Source organism: bacterium SCSIO 12827 (genome assembly GCA_024397995.1).
Taxonomy (GTDB): Bacteria; Pseudomonadota; Alphaproteobacteria; order Rhodospirillales; family Casp-alpha2; genus UBA1479.
Genome location: CP073746.1, coordinates 3,122,643 through 3,141,826, shown reverse-complemented (window position 1 = coordinate 3,141,826; position 19,184 = coordinate 3,122,643). Strand labels below are relative to the sequence as shown.

Annotated in this window: 14 protein-coding genes; 11 read left to right on the top strand and 3 right to left on the bottom strand. The window is 63.5% G+C overall.

Annotated features, from left to right (window positions below):
- Positions 1-23 precede the first annotated feature (23 nt).
- The 6 genes from KFF05_14655 (at position 24) to KFF05_14630 (ending at position 6,514) form a co-directional block, all read left to right on the top strand.
- Positions 24-2,045, top strand: a complete 2,022-nt coding sequence (locus tag KFF05_14655) for a TonB-dependent receptor (GenBank protein ID UTW51148.1) — start codon at positions 24-26, stop codon at positions 2,043-2,045.
- 165 nt (positions 2,046-2,210) lie between these two features.
- A complete protein-coding gene (locus tag KFF05_14650; GenBank protein ID UTW53733.1) occupies positions 2,211-3,347 on the top strand; it encodes an ABC transporter substrate-binding protein in 1,137 nt (378 codons plus the stop codon).
- Positions 3,344-4,429, top strand: a complete 1,086-nt coding sequence (locus KFF05_14645) for an iron ABC transporter permease (GenBank protein UTW51147.1) — start codon at positions 3,344-3,346, stop codon at positions 4,427-4,429. Before KFF05_14650 ends, KFF05_14645 begins: the two co-directional genes overlap by 4 nt.
- A 2-nt stretch (positions 4,430-4,431) precedes the next feature.
- Positions 4,432-5,229 (top strand): ABC transporter ATP-binding protein, encoded by a 798-nt coding sequence (locus tag KFF05_14640; protein ID UTW51146.1) that lies wholly within the window; start codon positions 4,432-4,434, stop codon positions 5,227-5,229.
- 10 nt (positions 5,230-5,239) lie between these two features.
- Positions 5,240-5,572, top strand: coding sequence for a DUF2218 domain-containing protein (locus KFF05_14635; GenBank protein ID UTW51145.1), 333 nt, complete (start codon positions 5,240-5,242; stop codon positions 5,570-5,572).
- Between the two features lie 30 nt (positions 5,573-5,602).
- The gene (locus KFF05_14630) at positions 5,603-6,514 is read left to right on the top strand and encodes an energy transducer TonB (GenBank protein ID UTW51144.1); all 912 of its coding nucleotides are present in this window, start codon (positions 5,603-5,605) and stop codon (positions 6,512-6,514) included.
- Between the two features lie 112 nt (positions 6,515-6,626).
- Here the strand turns inward: KFF05_14630 and KFF05_14625 are convergent, their stop codons facing one another.
- Positions 6,627-7,016, bottom strand: coding sequence for a hypothetical protein (locus KFF05_14625; protein UTW51143.1), 390 nt, complete (start codon positions 7,014-7,016; stop codon positions 6,627-6,629).
- Between the two features lie 172 nt (positions 7,017-7,188).
- Here KFF05_14625 and gabT point away from each other — a divergent pair, with 172 nt between their 5' ends.
- From gabT to KFF05_14600, 5 genes are all read left to right on the top strand, one after another.
- Positions 7,189-8,493, top strand: a complete 1,305-nt coding sequence (gabT, locus tag KFF05_14620) for a 4-aminobutyrate--2-oxoglutarate transaminase (protein ID UTW51142.1) — start codon at positions 7,189-7,191, stop codon at positions 8,491-8,493.
- A gap of 76 nt (positions 8,494-8,569) precedes the next feature.
- Positions 8,570-9,547 carry a carbon-nitrogen hydrolase family protein gene (locus KFF05_14615; protein UTW51141.1) on the top strand — a complete coding sequence of 326 codons (978 nt, stop codon included), beginning with the start codon at positions 8,570-8,572 and terminating at the stop codon, positions 9,545-9,547.
- A 3-nt stretch (positions 9,548-9,550) separates the two neighbouring features.
- Positions 9,551-12,298 carry an aminotransferase class I/II-fold pyridoxal phosphate-dependent enzyme gene (locus KFF05_14610; GenBank protein ID UTW51140.1) on the top strand — a complete coding sequence of 916 codons (2,748 nt, stop codon included), beginning with the start codon at positions 9,551-9,553 and terminating at the stop codon, positions 12,296-12,298.
- A gap of 73 nt (positions 12,299-12,371) precedes the next feature.
- Positions 12,372-13,994 carry a biotin carboxylase gene (locus KFF05_14605; protein UTW51139.1) on the top strand — a complete coding sequence of 541 codons (1,623 nt, stop codon included), beginning with the start codon at positions 12,372-12,374 and terminating at the stop codon, positions 13,992-13,994.
- Positions 13,995-14,030: 36 nt separating this feature from the next.
- Entirely contained in the window at positions 14,031-15,011 is a 981-nt protein-coding gene (locus KFF05_14600; GenBank protein UTW53732.1) for a hypothetical protein, read from the top strand.
- A gap of 85 nt (positions 15,012-15,096) precedes the next feature.
- On the opposite strand, the gene cobA is transcribed toward KFF05_14600, so the two are convergent.
- Positions 15,097-16,512 (bottom strand): uroporphyrinogen-III C-methyltransferase, encoded by a 1,416-nt coding sequence (cobA, locus tag KFF05_14595; GenBank protein UTW53731.1) that lies wholly within the window; start codon positions 16,510-16,512, stop codon positions 15,097-15,099.
- Positions 16,487-19,180, bottom strand: coding sequence for a molybdopterin-dependent oxidoreductase (locus tag KFF05_14590; protein ID UTW51138.1), 2,694 nt, complete (start codon positions 19,178-19,180; stop codon positions 16,487-16,489). The genes cobA and KFF05_14590 overlap by 26 nt, the downstream gene beginning before the upstream one ends.
- Positions 19,181-19,184 lie beyond the last annotated feature (4 nt).

Genomic DNA, 19,184 nt, shown 5'->3' with positions numbered 1-19,184 from the left:
GCAACGACCAATCGAGGACCACAATGTCAACCACCCGATCCCGGGGCGCCCGCCGTCCTGCTCTGCTCTCTGCTCTTCTTTGCGGCACGGCCACCGTGGCCCTGCTGATTCCCGCCGGCCCGGCGGTGGCTCAAGACGCGACGGTGCTGGCGCCGATTTCCGTGACCGCGACAGAAGTCGCGCCGGGCGGCTATCAGATCGGTCAGGAAGAGTTGGAGCAGGCCAACCCCATCGACATCAAGGACGTGTTTCAGGGCGAAGCCGGGGTCAAGGTCGGCGGCGGTGCGGATTTGGCGCGCAAGTCCTACGTCAACGGCATCGAGGACTCAAACCTGAACGTAAAGATCGACGGCGCCCGTCAGGTCGGCACGACCTTCCACCACATGGGCACGGCGGTGATCGACCCGTCGCTGTTGAAATCCGTGCGTGTCGAGACGGGCGTGGCGCCCGCCGACGTCGGACCGGGCACGCTCGGCGGTTCCATCGCTTACGAGACCAAGGACGCCCGCGATATTCTGGACCCGGGCCAGTTGTTCGGCGGCACCGCCAAGTACCATTATGAATCGGACACCGATCTGCACAGCCCCAACCTGACCTTCGCCGGGCAGGCCCAGGGCTTCGAGGTCATGACCCACGGGTCTTACGACAACGCCAACAACTACCATGACGGCGCCGACCGCGAGATCGCCGGCTCCGCGCCTAAGATGAAGACCTTCCTGGGCAAGGCTGCCTGGACCGGCCAGGGCGGTGACCGCATCGAATTCAATTCGAGCTTCCTGCAGGATGAGGGCATCCGCCCCAACCGGGTCAATTTCGCGAGCCTGGCCAACGGCTCGCAGCCGATCCCCCATTCCTATCAGCGCAAAGCCTTCGGCGTGACCTACAAGGACGAAGCGCCGACGGAGATGATCAATCCGGAATTCGTGTTCTCCTACAATGAAATCCGCCTAGACATCGACAGGCTGGCGATCGGCGGCAGCCACAATGTAAATTCCAAGACGTCCAGCTATTCGGGCAAACTCGCCAACACCTTCACCACCAACCTGGGTGTCGCGCGGACCGGCAGCGTCACCGTCGGTGTCGACTTCTTCCGCGACAAGGGCGAGAACAGTTTCGGGTCCCGCCCCGGTTTCGGTCCTGCCAATGCGCCCTTTGGTAACAACGAAATCTCCAAGAACGTCGGGGCCTTTGCCCAGGCGCGCCTGAAGATGACCGACGATGTTCGCGTGTCCTTCGGCGGGCGCTTCGACAAGCAATGGTTCAACGGTGTCGACGGCACCCATATCAGCACAAGCGGCGTCAGTGGCAACGTAAACGCGGAATACGATGTGGTTCAGGGTCTGACCGCCTACGGTGGCGCCGGCACCACCTGGGGCGGCATTCCGCTGGGTGAATCGCTGATCTACAACTTGACGGCGTCGTGGAATTACACGGACCTGAGCGCGTCACGCGCCATGAACTACAAGGCCGGGTTCAAGGGCGACCACGGCCCGTTCTCGGGCGACGCCCACTATTTCATCACCCGCATCAACGGCTCCCACAATCGCGGCAGCGGCAACCGTCAGGACAACCTGAACATCCTGTCGCGCGGCTTCAACCTGTCGGGCAAGTACACCTACGGCGACGGCTTCCTGCGCGCGACCTTCTCGTCCCAGAACCTGCGCGCCAACGGTGAGGTCCTGGTGACCGGCAGCGCGTCCTATCATGGCTTCAACATGGGTGAAATCTTCACGCTTGAAGCCGCCCACACGTTCCCACAATGGGGGCTGCGCCTGGGCACCACCAACGAATTCGCGGTGATGAACGACGACAACGGCGCGGCCCCGGCGCCCGGATATGGCGTCGTTAACATCTACGCCCAATGGACGCCGGAAAAGATCGGCGACATGGAACTCGGCAATCTGAAGCTGCGCGCCGACGTCAAGAACCTGTTCGACCATACCTACGTCGACCGGGCGACATCGGCCAATGCCGACAATAGCCAAGCCTCACCCTATTACGAACCCGGGAGAACCTTTCTGCTGAGCGCCAAATTGGATTTCTGACCCGAACCGGACTGTCGGTTATCGCGCGGCGGGCCCGCCCCCAGACGATCTTCGCATCGCCGGGGGCGGCGCCCGTTCCGCGCGTCCGCGCGTGGTGCAGAATCTCCCGGACAGAAACACGAGACGAGGAACGATGGAATGATGCGCGCACCGATACCCCTGACCATGCTGACGGCGGCCCTGATTTTGATATCAGGCCTTGTGTCCCACCCGGCCCAGGCCGCGGAAACGATCACGGTGACCGATTTGGCCGGGCGCCAGGTCACGCTGGACGTACCCGTCAAGACCTTGATCCTGGGCGAAGGCCGGTTCGTCCCGACCCTGGCAATTCTCGACCCCAGCGATCCGTCCGACCGCATCGTCGGCATGATGGGTGATTTCGAGCGCTTCGATTCCGCCGGCTTCGCCCAGTACGTGAAGGCCTTTCCCCGGATCAAGGATATTCCCCAGATCGGCCACGGCAGTGCCGAATCCTTTTCCCTGGAAAAATCCATCAGCGTGAAACCCGACGTCGCCATCTTCGGACTGGGTTCCGGCCATGGTCCGGGGGCGCGGCACAAGGCGATCCTCGACCGTCTGGCTGCCGCCGGCGTTCCGGTGGTGGTGGTCGATTTCCGGATCGAGCCCCTGATCAATACGCCGAAAAGCATCGACCTCCTGGGGCGGATCATGGGCCGCGAGGTCGAGGCCAAGGCATTCAATGATTTCTATGCGGCCGAACTGAAGCGGGTCGAAGACGGCCTCAAGGGCGTTACCGACAAGCCCAAGGTGTTCATCGAAATTCACGTCGGCGGTCGGGAGGACTGCTGCGCCACCATGAACGAAGGCATGATGGGCCGCTTCATCGACTGGGCCGGCGGCATCAATATCGCCGAGGGCAAGGTGCCCGGCGCCTACGGGTTGCTAAACCCGGAATATCTTCTGGTCGCCCAGCCCGACATCTACATGGGCACGGCGATCGGCGCCGCCGGGGTCAAATATCCGAAGCCCGGGCGCATCGTCCTGGGGCCGAGCGCCGACGAAACCTCCGCGCGCGACACCCTTTTGCAGGCGACACAGCGCCGGACGATCAGCGGTCTTAAGGCCGTGCAGGCGGGTCGCGCCCATGCGATCTGGCACAATTTCTACAACACGCCGATGAACGTGGCGGCGGTCCAGGCGATGGCCAAATGGATCCATCCGGACCGGTTCCCGAAACTCGATCCCCGCAAGACCCTGGAGACCTTGTTCCAACGGTTCCAGCCCGTGCCGCTGGACGGCGCCTACTGGGTGTCCCTGAAGGCCGAAGAGAGCGCCAAATGAACCAGACGGGAGACATGATCGACGGCTCCGCACCCTCTACCGGCGGGACCCTGGCGGCTGGCTATCGCCGCTTCGTGACGCGGCGCGCCGTCTGGCTCGCGGCCCTCGCGACGGTTCTCGTTATCAGCGCCGTGGTCAACGTGATGACGGGCCCGGCGGGGCTCAGCCTGGCCCAGGTCGTCGACGGCCTGCTGCATCCTCGCATGCTGGAGCCGGGCATGTACGTGATCCTGTGGGAGGTCCGCCTGCCGTTCGCCTTGATGGCGGTGGTCGTCGGCGCTTGTCTCGGCCTGGCCGGGGCGGAAATGCAGACCGTGCTAAACAATCCGCTCGCCAGCCCGCAGACCCTCGGCGTGATGTACGCGGCAACCCTGGGTGCGGCGCTCGCCATCGTTCTCAATCTGTCGGCCCCCTTGGGGCTGCCGGAAAACTACGTGGTGCCGGTCTGCGCCTTCATCGGCGCGGTCGTCTCGGCCCTGTTGATCCAGGTCCTGTCCCGGGTCTACGGCGCCACGGTCGACACGGTGATACTGTTCGGCATCGCCCTGGTGTTTGCTTTGCAGGCGCTGATTCAGTTGATCCAATTCGTCGCCGACAGTGACAGCCTGCAACAGATCGTGTTCTGGACCATGGGCACCCTGACCCGCGCGACCTGGGAAAAGGTCGCCATCGTCGGGGCCGTGTTCGCGCTCTGCCTGCCGGCCTCGATCCGCCAGGTCTGGGCCATGACGGCCCTGCGCGGCGGCGAGGATTACGCCCGCAGCTACGGCGTCGCCGTCCACCGCCTGCGTCTGACCGTGTTGTTGCGGGTCAGCGCCATGGTCGCCGTCGCCGTTGCGTTCACCGGCGTGATCGGCTTTGTCGGCCTTGTCGGCCCGCATATCGCCCGCCTGGCCGTGGGCGAAGACCATCGTTTCTTCCTGCCGGGCAGCGCGCTCGCCGGGGCTGTGATCCTGTCGGGCGCATCCCTGATTGGGAAATCCCTGGTGCCCGGGGTGCTGATCCCCGACGGCATCGTCACGGCGCTGATCGGCATTCCGCTGTTCCTGGCGTTGTTGATTTCGCAAAAGCGGCGGAGCTGATCATGGCATCCCTCAAGATCGAAGCCATCAACGTCGGCTATCCAGGGAAACCGGTTCTCACCGACATCAGCCTGCCGGAAATCCCGCCGGGATCACTGGTCGGTGTGTTGGGCCCCAACGGGGTCGGCAAGTCGACCTTGCTGCGCGCCTTGGCGGGATTGGGGCCGTATACGGGAACGGTGCTGCTGAACGGTGAAAACCTCAACGGCATGAGCCATTTTCGCCGTGCCCAACGCGTCGGCTATCTGCCCCAGGCGCTGCCGCAGGAAACCAGCCTGGTCGCCTACGAGGCCGTGCTCAGCGCCTGCCGCGCCGTGCGCCCGGACTTGGACAAGACCCGGATCGACACGGCGGTGGAGCGCGTGTTCGATGTGCTGGGCATCCGCCCGCTGGCGTTCCAGGCGCTTAACAAGATGTCGGGTGGTCAGCGTCAGATGGTCGGCCTGGCCCAGGTCATGGTGCGCCGGCCGTCGGTCATGCTGCTGGATGAACCGACCAGCGCGTTGGACCTGCGCTGGCAGCTGACCGTGCTGGACACCGTGCGCATGATCCTGGGGCGTCACGGGGGCCTGTGCCTGATGGCGCTGCACGACATCAATCTGGCGATCCGCCATTGTGATTTCATCGCGTTGTTCGGTGATGGCCGTCTGCTCGCTTTCGGCCCGCCGGTCGAGGCGGTGACCAGCGACATTCTGTCCCAGGCCTATGGGATCGCGGGCCGGGTCGAGACCTGCTCCCGCGGTCTGCCCTTCGTCGTAACCGAACCCACGCAACCGATCCTCCCCCCACCCGGCCGTTAGGAGATAAGCCATGCCGACCTGTTTCGCCGCCGTCGAAACGGAAAACGCCAGCAAGTACCTCATGCAGTTGTGCAAGCATTTCGCCCACAAGGTCGATGTCGACTACGACAGCGCGCGGGCCCGCGTCGAATTTCCGCCAGGTCGCTGCATGATGACCGCCGAGGGCTCTATCCTGTCATTCTATTGCCGATCGGGCGAAGACCGGGGCATCGCCGTCATGCAGCACATCCTGTCGGACCATCTGACGCGCTTCGCCTGGCGCGAGGACATCACCTTCGATTGGCGGGAACAGTTTCCAGAGCCCGTTCCTGACGCCGTGCGCCTGGGCTTCGACGCCGGCTGACGGCCCCCTGACATGAACGAAGCGCGTCACATGACCCTGCCCGGACCCGGCCATTGGACGGCGGCGGGGCTGGTCGCGTTGGCCATTCATCTGGGCGTTCTGGTGGCGGTTCTGTCGGCACCGTCGGACGGCGCCAAGGCGCCCGGTCTGGGTGGGGTCGATATTGCCCTGACCTTGACCGCGGCCCGCGCGGGTGCCGAAATCGACGCGCGCCAACAGCAGGCAAAAACGCCGCAGGACGTCCCGCCACGGGAGATACCTCCGGCGGATGCCGTGCCCCCGACCCCCACCGAAGCCCAAGCCGTGCCCCCGGAACCCGTGGCGGCTGTCTCTCAGCCGATTGTTGAACTGGCGCCGCCGGTCACGGCCGAGGTGGCGGTCGCCGTGGAACCGACAAAAAGTCTGCCGGTTCCTCCAACCAAGCCCGCACCGGTCAAATCCGCACCGCCAGATAAAGTGACCGCGAAAACCCCGCCCAAAACATCGTCGGCGGCGCCGGCTAAACAGGCCCGGCCGGTCGCTCCCGCGGATCGAGTGCAACAGGCATCGCGGGCAACCTCGGCCAGCCAAGGGCGCCAAGACGACAGCCGCAAGGGCCAGTCCGCGGATGAACGGAATGCGCTGGGCGGCGGGCCCGTCGGCACGCCGGCGCCGGACTACATCAATGTCCTGCGTTATTGGTTGGAGCGTAATAAGACCTATCCCAAGGACGCACGGCGTCTGCGTCAACAGGGTGTCGTGCATCTATATTTTCGGGTGACACGCAACGGACGGGTGCTGTCCTTCGACATCCGAAAAAGCTCGGGCCACGTGCTTCTGGATGGCGAGGCGGAGGAAATGCTCAAGCGTGCCCAGCCCCTGCCCAAATTCCCCGATGACATGCCGGGCGGTTATCTGGATGTGGTTGTCCCTGTGCTGTTTTCTTTGCGTGGCAACAGCTAGGCCTTGGCCGTGAGAGCGGGGAGGCTGAAACATCTGTGACCATCGGATTGGATGAGATCCAACCGTAAGGGAAAGGGAGCAACGCTCAGTGCCTTGCTGGTTACTTCCCGGTCTACAGGGGCGGGGTGTGTTCCGGGAGCTCTGCCGGCACGAAATCGTCGGGGTCGCTTTCCGCCGTGTTCTGGCCGAGCGGTTCCAGGTCGTTGCGCATCCACCAGTACCAGAAGCCCTGATCGCGCATCCATTTCTCAAGCCGCGTGAGATCGGTCCATTCCCGGGGCAGGCCGCGCGCGCTGTAGATCCGTGCCACGGCGCCGTCGACATAGGCCAGCACGCCCCAGGCAAAGGGATGTTTGTCCTGGTCGCCGAAGCCGCCGCCCGCCTGGGTGCGATAGCAGCGGTAGACGACGGCATATTCGCCAAGCCGTCCCGCGTCGCGCAGGTAGGGGAAATCCGATTGCGTGATGGTCATGGTGACCCCGAGGGCTACATCTTGGTCCATGATGTTGACACTTTCTGCGATTACTGGCAACATCATGGTACATGGTGTAGTCCGTAGAGGCAACATCCCCCAAAGTGTCGGCCGTGACCGTGGCCACAAACGGGGAGCCCGCAGCGGCCCGCCAGATTGAATCCGGCAGCTTATCGTTGCGCCGGCGCATGGAGATACGGATATGACCGACAACCAGAGCCTGAACGCCCGCCGCCTGGCCGCGACCCCGCGGGGCGTCGCCACGGCCACCGCAATTTTCGCGGACCGCGCCGACAACGCCGAACTTTGGGACGTCGAAGGACGCCGCTACGTCGATTTCGCCGGCGGCATCGCGGTGCTCAACACCGGCCACCGCAACCCGGAAGTCATGCGCCGCGTCGAGACCCAAATGGCGCGTTTCACCCATACGGCCTATCAGGTCATCCCCTATGAGCCCTATGTCGAGCTGGCCGAGCGCCTGAACGAACTGGCCCCGGGCCTGACGCCGAAGAAGACTCTGTTCGTCACCACCGGCGCCGAAGCCGTGGAAAACGCCGTCAAGATCGCCCGTGCTCATACGGGTCGTCCCGGTGTCATCGCTTTCGCCGGTGGCTTCCACGGCCGCACCCATATGACCATGGGCCTGACCGGCAAGGTGCTTCCTTATAAGAAGGGCTTCGGCCCATTCCCCGGCGAGATTTATCACTTGCCGTTCCCCATGCCCCACCACGGGGTCACGGAAGCCGACGCCATCGCCGCGCTCAACCGGCTGTTCAAGGCGGACGTCGAACCGGAACGCATCGCCGCCATCATCATTGAACCGGTGCAGGGCGAGGGCGGTTTTTACATCGCTTCGCCGGAATTCCTGAAGGTGCTGCGCGACTTGTGCGACGCTCACGGCATCCTGCTGATCGCTGACGAGGTCCAAACCGGCTTCGCGCGGACCGGCAATATGTTTGCCATTGAGCATTCCGGCATCGAGCCCGATATGATCACCATCGCCAAGAGCCTGGCCGGTGGCTTCCCGCTGGCCGGCGTGATCGGCAAGGCGGCCATCATGGACGCGCCCGAGCCCGGCGGTCTGGGCGGTACCTATGGTGGCAATCCGGTTTCCTGCGCCGCCGCCCTTGGCGTTCTCGACGTCATCGAGGGTGAAGACCTGATCGCCCGTTCGCGTCAACTGGGTGAACGCCTCAAGGCACGCCTGACACGTATGCGCGCGAACGCCAATCTGCATCCCATCGGCGATATCCGGGGATTGGGCGGCATGGTCGCGTTCGAGTTGGTCAAGACGCCAGGCACGCATGTTCCCGATGCCGAGGCCACCAAGGCGCTTTGCGCAAAGGCGCTGGAGAACGGATTGATCCTGCTGTCCTGTGGGGTGTTCGCCAACACTCTGCGCATCCTGGTTCCGCTGACGGCGAGCGACGCCATCATCGACGAGGGCATGGATATTCTCGAACAGTCCCTGGCCGACATCGCGCAAGCCGCCATGGCCGCTGAATGACCGGCACGGGGTGCCGGTTGACGCGGCTCGCGCATTTTGAAACGATAACCACTTATCCAGCGGGGTACCCGAGATCATGACGCCTTTTGCAATCGCCGGCGTCCAAATGCACATCGCGGCAACACATGAAAACGTGACCGCGATGGCCCATAAGATCGATCAAGTGGCAGCCCGGTTCCCCTGGGTGCAGATGGTCGTGTTCAGCGAGCTGGCGGCCTTCGGGCCCTTACCGTCCAATCATCCGGAAAATCTCGACGCTACGCTCGAGACCTTCAAGAACCTGGCGCGCCAGTATCAGATCTGGCTGCTGCCAGGGACCCTATTCATGCGCCGGGCCGACGGCAAGCTGTACAACGTGGCCCCGGTGATCGATCCCAACGGTACGGTCGTCGCCGAATACGCCAAGATGTTTCCCTTCACGCCCTACGAGGCGGGGGTCGAGGCGGGCCGTGAGTTCTGCGTCTTCGACGTGCCCGATGTCGGGCGCTTCGGGCTGTCCATCTGTTATGACATCTGGTTCCCGGAAACCACGCGTCAGCTGGCCGCCATGGGGGCGGAGGTGCTGCTTCACCCCGTGCTGACCGGCACCATCGACCGCGACATCGAACTGGCCATCGCCCAATCCACGGCGGCCATGTTCCAATGCTACATCTTCGACATCAACGGACTGGCGGGCGGCGGGACCGGGCGGTCCTGCGTCGTCGATCCGGGCGGCATCGTCCTGTATCAGGCGGCCGGTCAGGATGAGATCATTCCCGTCGAGGTCGACCTGGCGCTGGTGCGCCGCCAGCGTGCCGTCGGCATCCGCGGCCTGGGGCAGACGCTGAAAAGTTTCCGCGATCACCGCCACGAATTTCCCGTCTACGGCTACGAGGGCTTCGACGATACCTATCTGCAAAGCCTGGGCCCGTTGGAAATGCAGCCGAAAAACTCAAAAGCAGGGATAGATGCGCCGCCACCGGCCGCGATCATGCCGCTGGCCAGCAATGAAGCCGCGCCCGCGCCCGCGCCCGCCAACGGTGTCATACCCCTGATAATCGAGGGAGGAGGATAAACGATGCCGGATACCGCCGCGATCGAGGGCCGCCAGTCAATCAGCCATTACTACAACGCCTCTCAATTCCGTGCCGATACCTGGAACCGCCTGAAAAGCATCGTTTACCGCCTGTCCACCGCCCGGGCCCGCCCCGGCGACAAGGATGCCGCCCAGAAAATTCTCGACGAACTGGAGCCCCTGGAAACCTATTGGGCGTTTCCAGGCCTGCATGTCTTCGGTCATCTCCACGCCTTGCTCAAGGCCGACGAGTTCGAACATCTGACGCAGATCGTCAACGGCATCGTCGGCGCGCTCATGAGCGGTCAATACCGCCGTCGCCACATCAATGTCCTGTCCCCGATCGAAGGCACCCTGACGGATGACGAGGACGAAGAGACCATCGACGAGCGCGCCCGGCGCCGGCCCTATTTCGAAGTCCTGATCGTTGACGACATCAACCCGGCCAGTCAGCGCCAGCAGCGCGACAGCCTTGTCGCCATGCGCCGCGACGAGGACGCCTTCACCTACGAGCCGGTGTTCGTGCCCAGTTTCGAAGACGCGCTGATCGCCATCCTGCTCAATCACAACCTGCAGTCCGTGGTCATCCGCTACGGATTCCAGCCCCGTTCCAAGCGGGTGATGCCGGTTCTGGAACGCTATCTCAAGCAATCGAAATGCGATGACCTGGACGATCTGGAGCCGCAGCTCTACGGCATCCGCCTGGCCGACGTCATCGCCCGCATCCGCCCGGAACTGGACCTGTTCCTGGTCACTGATCAGAACGTCGAAGACATCGCCGGCCATGTCGGCGACGCCTGCCGGCGGGTGTTCTATAACCTCGAAGACTACATGGAATTGCATCTGAACATCCTGCGCGGCATCGAGTCACGCTATCAGACGCCGTTTTTCACGGCCCTGCGCAGTTACGCCAAGCAGCCGACCGGCGTGTTCCACGCCCTGCCGATCTCGCGCGGTAAGTCCATCGTCAAATCCCATTGGATTCAGGACATGGGCGAATTCTACGGTATGAACATCTTCCTGGCGGAAACCTCGACGACCTCGGGCGGGCTCGACTCGCTCCTGGAACCCCACGGCCCGCTGAAATTGGCCCAGGAACTGACCGCCCGGGCCTTCGGCGCCAAGCACACGTTTTTCGCCACCAACGGCACCTCGACCTGCAACAAGATCGTCGTGCAGTCCGTAGTGCGGCCCGGCGATATCGTGCTGGTCGACCGCGACTGTCACAAGTCACACCACTACGGTATGGTCCTGGCGGGGGCCGAGGTGATCTACCTCGACAGCTATCCCCTGCATGAATATTCCATGTACGGCGCGGTGCCGCTCAGGGTCATCAAGAAGACGCTTCTTGAATTGCGCGCCGCCGGTAAGCTCGACCGGGTGCGCATGCTGCTGCTGACCAACTGCACCTTCGACGGCATCGTCTACAACGTCGAACGGTTCATGGAGGAATGCCTGGCCATCAAGCCGGACCTGGTGTTCCTGTGGGACGAAGCCTGGTTCGGGTTCGCCCGCTTCGGGCCGACTTACCGCACCCGCACGGCCATGCACACGGCCGGGCGCCTGCGCGAGAAATACCGCTCCGACGACTACCGGGCCCTTTACGCGGCCAAGCAGAAGGAAATCGAGGCCATCGCGCCCGATGACATCGACGCCCTGTTGGACCGCCATCTTTATCCCGATCCGGACCAGGTGCGCGTGCGCGCCTACGCCACCCAGTCGACCCATAAAACCCTGACGGCACTGCGCCAGGGCTCGATGATCCATGTCCACGATCAGGATTTCAGCGCCAAGGTCGAAGCCTCGTTCCACGAGGCCTACATGACCCATACCTCGACCTCGCCCAACTACCAGATCCTGGCGTCCCTGGACGTCGGCAGGCGCCAGGTCGAACTGGAAGGGTTTGAACTGGTCCAGAAACAGGTCGAGATGGCGATGGTGTTGCGTCAGCGCGTCCGCACCCATCCGCTGTTGTCGAAGCACTTCAAGATCCTGACCGTCGGCGACATGATCCCGGCGGCGCACCGCCAGTCGGGGATCGAAAGCTATTACGATCCGGAAACCGGCTGGAACAACATCTGGGAAGCCTGGGACGGCGACGAGTTCTGTCTGGATGCGACGCGCATCACGCTCTACGTGGGCGACACCGGTCTTGACGGCGACACCTTCAAGAACGAGGTGCTGATGGACAAGTACGGCATCCAGATCAACAAGACCTCGCGTAACACGGTCCTGTTCATGACCAACATCGGTACCACCCGGTCGTCGGTCGCCTATCTGATCGAGGTCCTGGTCAAGATCGCCCGGGAACTGGAAGACCGGGTCGAGGACATGAACGTGCCCGAGCGCAAGGTCCACGAGCGGCGCATCAATTCGCTTAAGAACGAATTGCCGCCGTTGCCGGACTTTTCCCGCTTCCACGACGCCTTCCGCCCGGACCCCAAGGGCACGACCGCCGAAGGCATCACGCGCACGGCCTTCTTTATGGCCTATGAAGAAGCCAATTGCGACTATCTCAGCCTTGATGACGGTAGCCTCGACGCCGCCATGAAAAGCGGGCGCGACGTGGTCTCGGCCAGCTTCATCATCCCCTATCCGCCGGGCTTTCCCATCCTGGTGCCCGGACAGGTCATTAGCGAAGAAATCATCGAATTTCTGCGCAAACTCGACGTGAAGGAAATCCACGGCTACCGGCCGGACCTGGGACTTCGCGTCTTTACTGAGGCGGCGCTGGCAGCGCAGGCGAAATAAGGATCTTCGCCCGACCGGTCAACCGCATGCCGACGCCCAATCACAATCTTTCGACGAGGGAGGTCAATTCGACATGAACGCCAAGCCAGTGACCCGCAAGCCCGCCGCCGCCAAGAAACGTGCCGCCAAGAAGCCCGCCACCAAAACCGTTGCGAAAGCCGCGGTGAAGAAGATCGCCAAGAAGGCCGCGCCTGCGCGCAAGGCCCCGGCAAAGAAGGCCGCCGCCAAGCGGCGCGCGGTGCGCAAGCCGAAAGAGCATCTTCTGAATATTTCCGAGGTCCGGCGCTATTTCCACCGCAACGAGGACCCGATCTTTTTCATCTCGGCGACCAACTTCAACCTGTTGGGCATCGATGAATGGTGCCGGAACTTCAAGTACATCAATTACATTGACTGCTATGACGGCCGCCATCCGAACACTTTCGTGCCGACCGAGCAGGCACATCCGGAATTCGAAAGCATCGAGGACATCGTCGCCTATCTACTGGAACACAAGGAAGTCATCGACTTCATCAAATCCAAGGGCGGCAAGCCCAAGGCCGTGTTCCTGATGTTCGACGAACGGGTCGAAAAAGCGTGCAAGGACCTGGGCATCGAAATCTGGTTCCCCAAGGCCAAGCTGCGTGAAAAGATCGACCACAAGATCGAAACCGTGCGCATCGGCAACAAGGCCGGCGTGCCCAGCGTGCCCAACGTGCTCGGCAAGATCGCGAGCTATGCCGAGTTGCAGAAACTGTCCAAGCCCATCGGCAACGATTTGGTCCTGCAGTCGGCCTTCGGCGATTCCGGCCATACGACCTTCTTCATCAAGTCGGAGAAGGATTTCAACAAGCACGCCCATGACATCATCGGCCAGGGCGAAATCAAGGTCATGAAGCGGATCAATTGTCGCGGTTCGGCCATCGAGGCCTGCGCGACCAAGAACGGCACCATCGTCGGCCCGCTGATGACGGAACTGGTCGGCTTCAAAGAACTGACGCCTTATCGCGGCGGCTGGTGCGGCAACGAGATCTTTTCCGACGCATTCGAGAAAAAGATCCGCGACAAGGCCCGCAAATACACCTTCGATTTCGGCAACCAATTGGTCAAGGAAGGCTATCGCGGCTATTTCGAACTCGATTTCCTGATCGACCAGGACAACGGCGAAATCTATCTAGGCGAATGCAATCCGCGGGTCACGGGGGCCAGTTCCATGACCAACCATGCGGCCTTCGCCCATGCGGATGCGCCGCTCTTCCTGTTCCACCTGTTGGAATTTTCGGGCGTGAAGTTCGATCTCGACGTCGAGGAACTGAATAACCGCTGGGCCGATCCCGACAACATTGACGGCTGGTGCCAGATGGTCATCAAGCATACGGAAGACAATGTCGACTTCATCACCGAGGCGCCGGAAAGCGGCATCTGGCAGTTGAACAAAGACGGCAGCCTGACCTACGACCGTTTCGACTATCACCGTCGCGCCGTGGAAAACGAGAACGAGGCGTTTTTCCTGCGCATCCAGAACGTCGGCGATTTCCGCTACGAAGGTGCCGACCTGGGCATTCTCATCACCCGCGGTCGGGCCATGGACGACAAGTTCCGTCTGACCCGCCGCGCCAAGGCCTGGATCAAGGGGATCAAGTCGCAGTACAAAGCGCGGCCGCTGCCGTCGGTCCCGCCCGTGGCGGCAGAGGCGCCAGCGTTCAAGATTCTCTGACAAGGAAGCGGGATTCTGCTGCCGGAAAGCACCTTACTGACGTTCCAAGCGGTCTCGGAAAAGAAGCCCGGGGACAAATGGCGCGCGCTTTTTCAGCGGCACTGGCCTGCTTATGAACGGTGGTTCCTGTCGGAGGGGATCGAGGCGCGGCAGACCTATCTGGCCGGCCTCCGGGCGCTGAAAAGTCACATGCCTGAATTGGTGCCGACCTATGAAGCGCTGGTTGATCTCGCCGGCGGTGGTGATACGGCGGCCCGGTTTCTCAGCTTCTACTGCCCGCCGCCATATTTGTCGGGATGCTCTCAGGCTGTCTGGCTCGGCGCGGAACCGCTTCTGGTCCGCAACTACGATTATCCACCACAATTGTGCGACGGCGTCATTCTCGGCACACGTTGGAACCGGCAATGGGTTATGGGGATGTCGGATGGCCTGTTCGGAATGGTCGACGGCATGAACGAGGCGGGCTTGGCCGTTTCCTTGACGTTTGGCGGCAGAACCATTGTTGGGGAAGGGTTCGGCGTTCCCTTGATCATTCGCTATATCTTGGAATTTTGTCGGACGACCGCCGAGGCGGTAAAGGCGCTCAAACGCATTCCCTGTCATATGGCCTATAACGTCACCGTCGTCGACCGCAAGGGACGCCATCTGACGGCCTATCTGTCACCGGATCGGGGATGCGTCATCACGGATTCCCGTGTCGCGACCAATCATCAGGAACAGGTGGAATGGCACCGCCATGCGCGGGCCACGGCGACGGTGGAACGCGAACGGTTTCTGTTGCACCGCCTGACCCTGCATGACGAGCCGGCGGACCGCTTTATCGGCGCATTCCAAAAACCGCCGTTGTATTCGATGGCCTATGACCGAGGCTTTGGAACACTCTACACCTCCGTCTATTGGCCGGCTCAGGGTCTTGTGGAATACCGATGGCCCAATGAAACCTGGTGTCACCACGTCGCCGCGCTTGACGAGGGTGTGCGGCAGATCAGATATCCAATTGGCGTTTTGAGGGCTTGAGCGGCCTGCGCTTCCTCCATACTCGGTGGCCGTGGCGATCTTGGGCAGCCTTTCTGCTTGCTGCCCGCCGCGGAGAGAAACCGCGTTACAGGATCTCACGCTGCAAACCGGAATTTGCCGCCAGGCCCGCGGTATCCAGATCTGAAAACACTTCCCCAATTCCGAACATGACCGGTCCATCGATTTCCTTGAGCGGCTGCGCGACGAGCTTTCCCAGCGTGGTCACGGTCCGTATTTCACCGGCGCGGCTGGCCTCTGCGACCGCGACCACCGGCGTTGATGGGGCGCGGCCGTGTTCGATCAGCCGGCGGGAGAACTGCCCCGCCGTGCGTCTTCCCATATAGACCAGCAGGGTCGTGCCGGGATCACTCAGCCCGGGCCAGTCAAGATCGTCCGGCAGGCCGCCGGCATGGCCGTGGCCGGTGACGAAACGGACGGATCGTGCATGGTCCCGATGGGTCAGCGACACGCCAAGCGTCGCCGCCGCGGCCAGCGCCGCCGTGATGCCGGGCACCACGTCGACGGCGATCCCACGGGCTTTGAGTTCCGCGATTTCCTCGCCGGCATGGCCAAAGATCATGGGATCGCCTGACTTCAGGCGCACGACTTGCTTGCCCTGGCCGGCCAGCTTCACCATCAGGGCGTTGATGTCTTCCTGACGGCAGGACGGGCGATTGCCGCGCGTGCCGACCAGAAGGCGCTTGGCCTCGCGCCGTGCCAATTCCAGCACGTCATCGGATACCAGATCGTCGTACAGGATCACGTCGGCGGCCTGGAGCGCCCGCACGGCCTTCAAAGTCAACAGTTCGGCATCGCCGGGCCCGGCGCCGACCAGGGTTACCCGGCCGCCGTTGCCGGCGACGCGGATCGTCAGGTTGCCCGGATCCATGAGGGTTTCCGGTGCCGGATGGTCCGGTTCTGCAAAGGCACGTTCCGCCTGGGCCCGCCAGAACAGGCGTCGGCGGGAGGCTTCTGGTATCAGGGTGCGAACCCGGTCGCGAAGGCCTTGTGCTGCCGCGGCCCAACGGGCGATGCCCGGCGGCAGCAGGGTTTCGATGCGCCGGCGGATCGCCTGCCCCAGCACGGGGGCGGCCCCGGCGGTGGAGATGCCGATCACCACTGGCGAACGGTTGACGATGGCGCCGAAGGAAAAATCGCAATGGGCCGGACGGTCGATGATGTTGACCGGCACCCCCGCCGCCCGTGCGGCGGCGGCAAGGCCGGCAGCCTGATCGTCGTCTTCTGCGTCGGCGACGGCCAGCGCGCATCCTGAAAGGTCCCTCGCGCCCCAGGGACGGTTATCCGTAATCCGCGTGACGGCAGCCCCGGCGGCGCTCATAAGTTCGGACTTCCAGCCGGCGGCATCCGTCGCCCCCCAGACGACGACGTGCCGGCCCTTCAGGTCATGGAACAAGGGCAGCACGGCGAGGTCCGCCATGGCGTCGGGTATGCGTTCCTCTGGCTGTCTCGGCATGTCAGCTTGCCTCCCTAAGTTCGGCATCGGCAATCAGGACTTCGATTTCCGGGCGGCAGGACCCGCAGGTGATGCCGGCCCCCGTGCAGGCCCCGACGGCCTCGACCGTGGTGCACCCCTGGTCGAGGATGGCGCGGCGGATGTCGTTGGCGCCGACGAACATGCAGGTGCAGACGATGGCGCCGGGATCGTTCTTGTCGGCGGCGCGACGTCCGGCCAGGATCGCGATCCGCTCTGGCAGGGTGGCGACATTTTCCGTCAGCTTTCCGGTCAGCCAGGCGCGGTCGACGGCAACGGGGTCTTTGGCTGCGAACAGCGCGCCGACCAGATCGACACCTCGGAAGGCGGCCATACGATAACCGCCGGCGGCTCGGTCCTCGCTCGCCATCACGCGGATGGTGTCGTCTGTTGCCTCAAACCCCAGAACCGCCGCCGCCCAAACCGCCCAGTCTTCGGGAGCCGTGGCGCCCGCCAATTCCAGGCGCCAGCCGCCCTCGGCCCGGGCCAGGGCCCAGTAGTCGGCACCCGCCGGGTCGGGCCGTCGGTCTGTGACGGCGAAACCATAGAACCCGGCGGCGAAGGGTGTGACGCTGACCGGCGTGTATTTCGCTTCCGGCTGGCCGGACACGGGGTCGACATGGGACGCCACCAGGGCGTCGGCCCGCGCCTTGCCTGACCATTGGTCGTTCCAATGCATGGGCATGAAGACCTGCCCGGATTTGACGCGTCGGGTGATCAGGGCGCGCACCAGGCATTCGCCCTGAGGGCTCGTCACTCGGGCCAGCATGGCCGGGCCGAGGCCCAGGCGTTCCGCATCCTCGGGCGCGATTTCCAGGAACGGCTCGGCCAGATGCTGCGATAGGGCCGGCGACAGGCCCGTGCGGGTCATGGTGTGCCATTGATCGCGAATACGACCGGTGTTGAGAATAAGCGGATAAGCGATGTCCGTCGCCGTGGCCGAGACGCGGTCGGTGACGGCGATGAAGCGTCCGCGACCGTCATTCGTGAAAAATCCGCCGTCGGCGAAAAAGCGGTCTTCGGACACCCCTTCGGCCCGCTGCGGCCACAAGGTCGGCGACAGCGCATCATAGGCCCCATCGTCGATCGCCGCCATGGCGCCGATGTCGAGATCGCGCGCGAGCGCCGCGTTGGCACGGACAGTCAGGGCCGCGTATTCGCGAAAGATATCGGCCGGGCGGGCATAATCGAAGGCGTCGCCGTGCCCCAGGCGGGCTGCGACTTGGGAAATCATCCACCAGTCGGCGCGCACGTCCTCCGGAATTGTCAGGAACGCGCGCTGCCTGGAAATCCGGCGCTCCGAATTTGTCACCGTGCCTTCCTTCTCGCCCCAGGCCTGGGCCGGCAGAAGGACATGGGCCAGGGCCGCCGTGTCCGTATCCCGCGTCACGTCCGACACGGCGACGAAGGGGCAGGCCTTGATGGCATCGCGTACCCGGTCGGCGTCCGGCAGGCTGACCGCGGGATTGGTCGCCATGACCCACAGTGCTTTGATCCGTCCGTTAGCGACGGCGTCGAACATGTCGACGGCCTTGAACCCCGCCGCCTCGGCGATCACCGGGCTGCCCCAGAAACCCTGCACCAGGTCACGATGGGATGGGTCGTCCAGTTCCAGATGGCAGGCCAGTTGGTTGGCGAGACCTCCTGTTTCCCGCCCGCCCATGGCATTGGGCTGCCCGGTCACGGAAAACGGCCCCATGCCGGGCCGGCCGATGCGGCCCGTCGCCAGATGGCAATTGATGATAACGTTGACCTTGTCCGTGCCGGCCGAGGATTGATTGACCCCCTGGCTGTAGACGGTGACCGTGCGCTCCGTGCGCACGAACAGCTTGTAGAAGGCCAGAACCTGATCGAGCGGCAGGCTGCAACGCGCCGCCACCCATTCCGGGTCCGCGCTCTCGGCTGCGCGCAGGGCCGCGGTGACCCCCGCCGTATGGTCGGCGATGAAAGTGCCGTCGAACCCGCCGTTCTGCGCCAACCAGGCCAGCAGCCCGTTGAACAGGGCGACGTCCGATCCCGGCCGGAGGGCCAGGTGCATGTCGGCGGTTTCCGCCGTCGCCGTGCGCCGGGGATCGATGACGACGACGCGGGTGCCGCGTTCTTTTCGCGCCGCCTGTAGGCGTTGGTAGAGCACCGGATGGCACCAGGCCAGGTTGGAGCCGACCATGACCACAAGGTCCGACTGCTCCAAGTCTTCGTACAGCCCCGGTACCGTGTCCGTGCCGAACGCCCGCTTGTGTCCGGCGACCGAGGACGCCATGCAAAGTCTGGAATTGGTGTCGATGTTGCCCGAGCCGATAAACCCTTTCATCAGCTTGTTGGCGACGTAATAGTCCTCGGTCAGCAGTTGGCCCGAAACATAGAAGGCAACGGAATCGGGGCCGAATTCATCAATCGCGGAGCGGAACCGGGAGGCGACAAGATCCAGGGCAGCGTCCCAAGATGCCTGACGCCCCCCGATCTCCGGGTGCAGCAATCGGTCGTCGTAGGACAGCGTCTGACCCAGATTGGTGCCCTTGGAACAGAGCCGCCCGAAATTGGCGGGGTGGTCGGGGTCACCGGCGATGGCGACGGCACCGTCGGCGCCCACGGTGGCCTTGACGCCGCAGCCGACCCCGCAATAGGGGCAGGTGGTTGCCGTGCAGGTCGCGTTCGTTTCCGCCGTGCCGTCGGTCATGCGT

Coding starts and splice junctions, on each gene's coding strand:
- KFF05_14650 (UTW53733.1), top strand. CDS start 2,211: ATGCTGACGGCGGCCCTGATTTTGATATCAGGCCTTGTGTCCCACCCG.
- KFF05_14590 (UTW51138.1), bottom strand. CDS start 19,180: ATGACCGACGGCACGGCGGAAACGAACGCGACCTGCACGGCAACCACC.
- KFF05_14610 (UTW51140.1), top strand. CDS start 9,551: ATGCCGGATACCGCCGCGATCGAGGGCCGCCAGTCAATCAGCCATTAC.
- KFF05_14635 (UTW51145.1), top strand. CDS start 5,240: ATGCCGACCTGTTTCGCCGCCGTCGAAACGGAAAACGCCAGCAAGTAC.
- KFF05_14615 (UTW51141.1), top strand. CDS start 8,570: ATGACGCCTTTTGCAATCGCCGGCGTCCAAATGCACATCGCGGCAACA.
- KFF05_14605 (UTW51139.1), top strand. CDS start 12,372: ATGAACGCCAAGCCAGTGACCCGCAAGCCCGCCGCCGCCAAGAAACGT.
- KFF05_14625 (UTW51143.1), bottom strand. CDS start 7,016: ATGGACCAAGATGTAGCCCTCGGGGTCACCATGACCATCACGCAATCG.
- gabT (UTW51142.1), top strand. CDS start 7,189: ATGACCGACAACCAGAGCCTGAACGCCCGCCGCCTGGCCGCGACCCCG.
- cobA (UTW53731.1), bottom strand. CDS start 16,512: ATGCCGAACTTAGGGAGGCAAGCTGACATGCCGAGACAGCCAGAGGAA.
- KFF05_14640 (UTW51146.1), top strand. CDS start 4,432: ATGGCATCCCTCAAGATCGAAGCCATCAACGTCGGCTATCCAGGGAAA.
- KFF05_14645 (UTW51147.1), top strand. CDS start 3,344: ATGAACCAGACGGGAGACATGATCGACGGCTCCGCACCCTCTACCGGC.
- KFF05_14655 (UTW51148.1), top strand. CDS start 24: ATGTCAACCACCCGATCCCGGGGCGCCCGCCGTCCTGCTCTGCTCTCT.
- KFF05_14630 (UTW51144.1), top strand. CDS start 5,603: ATGACCCTGCCCGGACCCGGCCATTGGACGGCGGCGGGGCTGGTCGCG.